This window comes from Flavobacterium sp., assembly GCF_027484205.1.
GTDB lineage: Bacteria > Bacteroidota > Bacteroidia > Flavobacteriales > Flavobacteriaceae > Flavobacterium.
In genome coordinates, this window is record NZ_JAIXUB010000030.1 from 108,609 (window position 1) to 115,258 (window position 6,650).

General features: G+C 35.0%; 4 protein-coding genes. 3 read left to right on the forward strand and 1 reads right to left on the reverse strand.

The window, feature by feature from the left end; all coding sequences use genetic code 11:
* The first annotated feature begins 13 nt into the window (after positions 1 to 13).
* From Q0049_RS16595 to Q0049_RS16605, 3 genes are all read left to right on the forward strand, one after another.
* Entirely contained in the window at positions 14 to 1,873 is a 1,860-nt protein-coding gene (locus Q0049_RS16595; RefSeq protein WP_298122356.1) for a DNA topoisomerase IV subunit B, read from the forward strand.
* An 87-nt stretch (positions 1,874 to 1,960) separates the two neighbouring features.
* Positions 1,961 to 4,675, forward strand: a complete 2,715-nt coding sequence (locus Q0049_RS16600) for a DNA gyrase/topoisomerase IV subunit A (protein ID WP_298122359.1) — start codon at positions 1,961 to 1,963, stop codon at positions 4,673 to 4,675.
* A gap of 111 nt (positions 4,676 to 4,786) precedes the next feature.
* Complete coding sequence (locus Q0049_RS16605; protein WP_298122362.1) at positions 4,787 to 6,460, forward strand: formate--tetrahydrofolate ligase; 1,674 nt, start codon at positions 4,787 to 4,789, stop codon at positions 6,458 to 6,460.
* Positions 6,461 to 6,565: 105 nt separating this feature from the next.
* On the opposite strand, the gene Q0049_RS16675 is transcribed toward Q0049_RS16605, so the two are convergent.
* The gene (locus Q0049_RS16675) at positions 6,566 to 6,649 is read right to left on the reverse strand and encodes an IS3 family transposase (RefSeq protein WP_367178933.1); all 84 of its coding nucleotides are present in this window, start codon (positions 6,647 to 6,649) and stop codon (positions 6,566 to 6,568) included.
* Position 6,650: the final 1 nt, after the last annotated feature.

A 6,650-nucleotide genomic window follows, 5' to 3' on the forward strand; every position in this document is an offset into this window, starting at 1 on the left:
GATACATTTTAAAATGGCTCAAGAAACACAATATAACGAAGACAATATACGCTCACTCGATTGGAAAGAACACATCCGAATGCGTCCCGGTATGTACATTGGGAAACTCGGTGATGGTTCGTCTCCAGATGACGGAATTTATATTTTACTAAAAGAAGTAATCGACAACTGCATCGACGAATTCGTTATGGGTGCAGGAAAAGTAATCGAAGTAACCATCAAAGATAAATTAGTAACCGTTCGCGATTATGGTCGTGGAATTCCATTAGGTAAAGTCGTTGATGTGGTTTCCAAAATGAATACTGGTGGAAAATACGATTCTAAAGCGTTCAAAAAATCCGTTGGTTTGAATGGAGTTGGTACCAAAGCCGTGAATGCTTTGTCCAATTATTTCCGTGTGGAATCGGTTCGTGATAACCAACAAAAAGCTGCCGAATTTTCCGAAGGAAATCTTCAGTTAGAAGAAGAAATCACTGAATCGACAAAACGTAAAGGAACAAAAGTGGCCTTTATTGCCGACGAAGCTATTTTCAAGAATTATAAGTATCGTAACGAGTATATTATCAAAATGCTCAAAAACTATTGTTATCTAAATCGCGGATTAACAATATATTATAATGGAGAAAAATACCTCTCAGAATTTGGTTTAAAAGATTTGTTAGAAGAAACCATTACTGAAGAAGACATGCAATATCCAATCATTCACTTAGAAGGTGATGATATCGAAATTGCGTTAACACACAGTAAATCACAATATTCAGAAGAATACCATTCGTTTGTTAACGGTCAAAATACAACTCAAGGTGGAACTCACTTAAACGCATTTCGTGAAGCGATTGTAAAAACCATTCGTGAATATTACAACAAAGGTTTTGAAGCTTCCGATATTCGTAAATCAATCGTTTCTGCGGTTTCTATTAAGGTTGAAGAACCAGTTTTCGAATCGCAAACCAAAACCAAATTGGGTTCCAATGATGTTGGTCCAAATGGCCCGACGGTTCGTACGTTTATTCACGATTTTATTACAACCAAATTAGACAATTTTTTACATAAAAATCCAGAAGTTGCCGATTCGCTTTTGCGTAAGATTTTACAAGCCGAACGCGAACGTAAAGAACTTTCAGGAATTAGAAAATTAGCCAAAGACAGAGCTAAAAAAGCAAGTTTGCACAATAAAAAATTGCGCGATTGTCGTGTACATTTAACCGATGCTAAAAATCCAAGAAGTTTAGAAAGTACACTATTCATTACCGAAGGAGATTCGGCTTCGGGTTCGATTACCAAAAGTCGTGATGTTAATACACAAGCGGTTTTTAGTTTACGTGGTAAACCGTTGAATTCTTATGGAATGTCGAAGAAAATTGTGTACGAAAACGAAGAATTCAATTTGCTTCAAGCAGCTTTAGATATTGAAGAAAGCATCGAAGATTTACGTTACAACAACATCGTAATTGCCACCGATGCCGATGTCGATGGAATGCACATTCGTTTGTTATTGATTACATTTTTCCTTCAGTTTTTCCCAGAAATGATTAAAGAAGGACATTTGTATATTTTGCAAACGCCGTTATTTCGTGTGCGAAACAAAAAAGAAACTATCTATTGCTATTCCGACCAAGAACGTATTGATGCCATAGAAAAATTAAAGCCAAAGCCTGAAATCACGCGATTCAAAGGATTAGGAGAAATTTCACCTGATGAGTTCAAACATTTTATTGGAGAAAGTATTCGATTAGATCCAGTAATGTTAGACAAGGCCACGTCAATTGAGACGTTGTTAGAATTCTACATGGGTAAAAACACACCTGATAGACAAAACTTTATCATTAATAATTTGAAAGTGGAATTGGATAAGGAATTGGTAGAGAAGTAAGTTGGCAGTGTTCAGTATTTGAAAATTAAATAAAATGTAAAATTTAAAGTTTAGTAGGAAACAACTTTTAAACTTTTAAACCTTCATATGAAAGACGAAGAAGAAGATAACATTAACGAGGAAGAAACTAACGACGAGTTAGACGAATCAACCAACGACGAAAGTATAGACGAAGGCTTTGAGGACATCGTTTCTACAGGCGGAAATCACTTTTATGAAAACGACGAGAATCCAGAAGATACCATCACCAAAGTTACAGGAATGTACAAAGATTGGTTTTTGGATTACGCTTCCTACGTAATTCTTGAGCGTGCAGTACCAGCGATCGAAGATGGTTTCAAGCCAGTGCAACGTCGTATTATGCACTCATTAAAAGAGTTGGATGATGGTCGTTACAACAAAGTTGCCAATGTTGTGGGTCACACCATGCAGTATCATCCTCACGGAGATGCGAGTATTGGTGATGCGATGGTGCAAATTGGTCAGAAAGAGTTGTTGATTGACTGTCAAGGAAACTGGGGAAATATTCTAACAGGCGATAGCGCTGCGGCTTCGAGATATATTGAGGCACGTTTATCAAAATTCGCTTTGGAAGTTTTGTATTCTCCAAAAATCACCGATTGGGGTGTTTCTTACGATGGTCGTCGTGCTGAACCGAATAATCTTCCGGTGAAGTTTCCGTTGCTTTTAGCGCAAGGTGCAGAAGGAATTGCGGTTGGACTTTCTACTAAAGTGTTGCCTCACAATTTCAACGAATTGATTGATGCTTCGATTAAAATTTTAAAAGGAAAACCTTTTACATTATATCCAGATTTTCAAACGGCAGGAATTGCTGATGTTTCTAATTATAACGATGGACTTCGTGGCGGACGTGTTCGTGTTCGTGCCAAAATATCGCAATTGGACAAACAAACATTGGTGATTACACAAATTCCGTTTTCAACCAATACGTCAACTTTGATTGACAGTATTTTGAAAGCCAACGAGAAAGGTAAAATCAAAATCAAGAAAATTGAAGACAATACCGCTGCCGAAGTTGAGATTCTAATTCATTTATTTCCAGGAGTTTCTCCAGATAAAACGATTGATGCTTTGTATGCTTTCACGGCTTGCGAAACTTCGGTAGCACCTTTAGGTTGTGTGATTGAAGATAACAAACCGTTGTTCATTGGAGTTTCGGACATGTTAAAAATTTCGACAGAACGAACGGTTGAATTATTAAAGAAAGAGCTTGAAATTCAATTAGAAGAACTTAAAAATAAATGGCATTTCTCGACTTTAGAAAAGATTTTCATTCGAGAAGAAATGTATATTGATTTCAAATTGTATTCTGATAGAGAATCGCTTTATGAATACATGTACAAACGATTTGAGCCATTCAAAAAATCATTTGTACGTGAAATTGAAGACGAAGATTTGCAAAAATTAACCCAAATTCCGATGATTCGTATTACGCGTTTCGATTCGGATAAAGCGGATGATTTTATTGCCAAATTAGAAGACGAAATGAAAGAAGTGCAACATCATTTAGATAATCTGATTGATTTTGCTATAGATTATTTTGCCAAATTAAAAGAGAAATACGGAAAAGGTCGCGAACGTCAAACCGAGTTACGAAGTTTTGAAAATATTGAAGCTACGAAAGTGGTTTTGAGAAATACAAAATTATATGTAAACAAAGAAGAAGGTTTCTTTGGAACAGGTTTGAAAAAAGACGAGTACGTTGCTGATTGTTCTGATATTGATGATGTTATCGTTTTCTTACGTGATGGAAAAATGATGATTTCTAAAGTTGACGACAAAAAATTCGTAGGAAAAGATATTATTCATATTGATGTTTTTGATAAAAATGACAAGCGAACTATTTACAATATGATTTACCGTGATGGTAAAAATGGTTCTACATTTATTAAACGTTTCAATGTTTCTGGTGTGACTCGTGATAAATTTTACGATTTAACACAGGAAAAACCAGGTTCGCAAGTATTGTATTTTTCTGCAAATCCAAATGGTGAAGCTGAGGTTGTAACGATTTTGTTGCGTCAAGTTGGAAGTGTGAAAAAACTAAAATGGGATGTCGATTTTACCGATATTGCTATAAAAGGTCGTGCTTCTCGCGGAAATACAGTAACGAAATATCCAATCAAGAAAATCGAATTGAAAGAGAAAGGAATTTCAACTTTACGTCCGAGAAAAGTTTGGTTTGACGATACCGTTCAGCGTTTAAATGTTGATGGAAGAGGTGACTTGTTAGGCGAATTTAGACCAAATGACCGTTTGTTAATCATCAATCAAGCTGGGAAATTGAAAACCATAATTCCAGAATTGACGACGCATTTTGATGAAGATATGATTGTGTTAGAAAAATGGAATCCTAAGAAACCAATTTCTTGTATTTATTATGATGGTGAGAAAGAACGTTATTTTGTAAAACGTTTCTTGGTTGAAAACGAAAATAAAGAAGAGATTTTCATTACCGAACACGAAAAATCACAGTTAGAAATTGTTTCTACTGATTGGCGTCCAGTTGCTGAAATCATTTATGCTAAAGTAAAAGGCGTTCAAAAGGAAAATCAAACGATAGATTTAGAACAATTTATTGCTGTAAAAGGAATTAAAGCATTAGGAAACCAATTAACTACAGATAAGTTGAAGCAAGTCAGTCTTTTAGAGTCATTGCCTTATGAAGAACCTGTAGAAGAAGCACCACAGGAAATGGAAGTTTCAGTAGAAGATAACGTTTCTGAAGATATCCAAACAGAATTAGATGACGACGGACAAATTACGTTGTCATTAGAATAAACTCAACCTGCAAGGTTTCATTAGCCTTGTAGGTTTTTTTTATTTCATTTTTATCATTTATAATTTCAAAACAACTCAACTAATTTTACTTCAAATTTTACTAAAAAAATAATGTCAACATTTCCATCCGATATTGAGATTGCTCAAAATGCAACCTTACAACACATTAGAAAAATTGCTGAAAAAATAAATATTCAAGAAGACGATTTAGAATATTACGGAAAGTATAAAGCCAAATTGCCTCTCGAATTACAATCAGAAAATCCAAAAGGAAAACTGATTTTGGTTTCTGCGATGTCGCCTACTAAATATGGCGAAGGTAAAACCACTATGACAATTGGTTTAACAGACGGTTTGAACTACATTGGTAAAAAAGCAATTGGTGTTTTGCGCGAACCCTCACTTGGACCGGTTTTTGGTTTGAAAGGTGGCGCAGCTGGTGGCGGATATGCCCAAGTTGTTCCGATGGAAGATATTAATTTGCATTTTACAGGCGATTTTTCGGCAATTGAAAAAGCGAATAACTTACTTTCCGCAGTAATTGATAACAATCTTCAAAATCCGAAGTTTTCTTTGAATTTAGATCCAAAATCGATTGCTTGGAAACGTGTGATGGACATGAATGATCGTTCGCTACGCCAAATCATTATTGGAGTTGGAGCTAAAGCTAACGGAACGATGCGAGAAGATGGTTTTAATATTACACCAGCTTCTGAAGTGATGGCGATTCTTTGTTTATCGAAAGATTTAGAAGATTTAAAATTTAGATTAGGAAATATTTTTGTTGGAAAAACTTTTGAAGGTAAAGCTATTTTTGCTCGTGATTTGAAAGTAGTAGGAGCAATGGCAGTTTTACTAAAAGATGCTTTGAAACCTAATTTAGTGCAAACTTTAGAAGGAAATCCTGCGATTCTTCACGGTGGACCATTTGCTAGTATTGCACAAGGAACAAATACGGTAATTGCCACTAAAATGGGACTTTCTCTTGGTGATTATGTTGTTACCGAAGCAGGTTTTGGTGCTGATTTAGGTGCTGAAAAATTCTTTCATATAAAATGTGGACAAAGTGGTTTGAAACCTGATGCTGTTGTTTTAGTAGCGACTTTAAAGGCAATTAAACATCACGCTGGAATGGGCGATTATGAATTGAAAGTTCCAAAAGTTTCCGCTATTGAAAATGGTTTTTGTAATTTAGAAAAACACATCGAAAACATTCAGAAATTTGGATTAAATCCTGTGGTTTGTATCAATGCTTTTCCTGAGGATACTGCAGAAGAATATGATAAACTGAAAGCATTGTGTTTAGCAAAAGGCGTTACTGCAATAGTAAGTACAGCTTTTGTTGATGGAGGAAAAGGATCGGCAGTATTGGCTGAAAAAGTGGTGGAAGAAATCAATAAAAATACTGCAAATTACAAACCTTTATACGCAACGACAGATTCTATTGAGCATAAAATAAATACGATTGCAAAAGAAATATACGGAGCAAGTTCCGTAGAGTTTTCTCCAAAATCGAAGTCACAATTGAAGATGATTAACGATTTAGGTTTTAATGAATTTCAAATTTGTATGGCTAAAACACCTGCAAGTTTTTCGGATAATGAAAAGATAATAGGTCGTCCGACGGATTTTACTATAACAGTTAGAGAGTTTGAAATTGCTAGTGGTGCAAGATTTATAGTTCCGTTACTTGGTGATGTTATGCGAATGCCTGGTTTGCCTGCCGTTCCAAATGCAGAACGTATTGATATTGATAATAATGGCAAAATATCGGGATTGTCTTAGAAATTTTAAATAAAAATCAATACAAATGCTACTTAACCCTGATGGAAATGAAAATAAAAAAATGGTCACTGTAGACTGCACCCAAAAGTTTAGACAAATTTATAATTAATTTTGATAATAATGAGTTCGATATTTTATCGGACTCATTTTGTTTAAATTTGATTTTATTCTTTCGTTGTTATAATAGATA

Bases quoted from the DNA above. Each gene is read 5' to 3' on its own strand.
- Q0049_RS16600 (WP_298122359.1), top strand. From the start codon at position 1,961: ATGAAAGACGAAGAAGAAGATAACATTAACGAGGAAGAAACTAACGAC.
- Q0049_RS16595 (WP_298122356.1), top strand. From the start codon at position 14: ATGGCTCAAGAAACACAATATAACGAAGACAATATACGCTCACTCGAT.
- Q0049_RS16605 (WP_298122362.1), top strand. From the start codon at position 4,787: ATGTCAACATTTCCATCCGATATTGAGATTGCTCAAAATGCAACCTTA.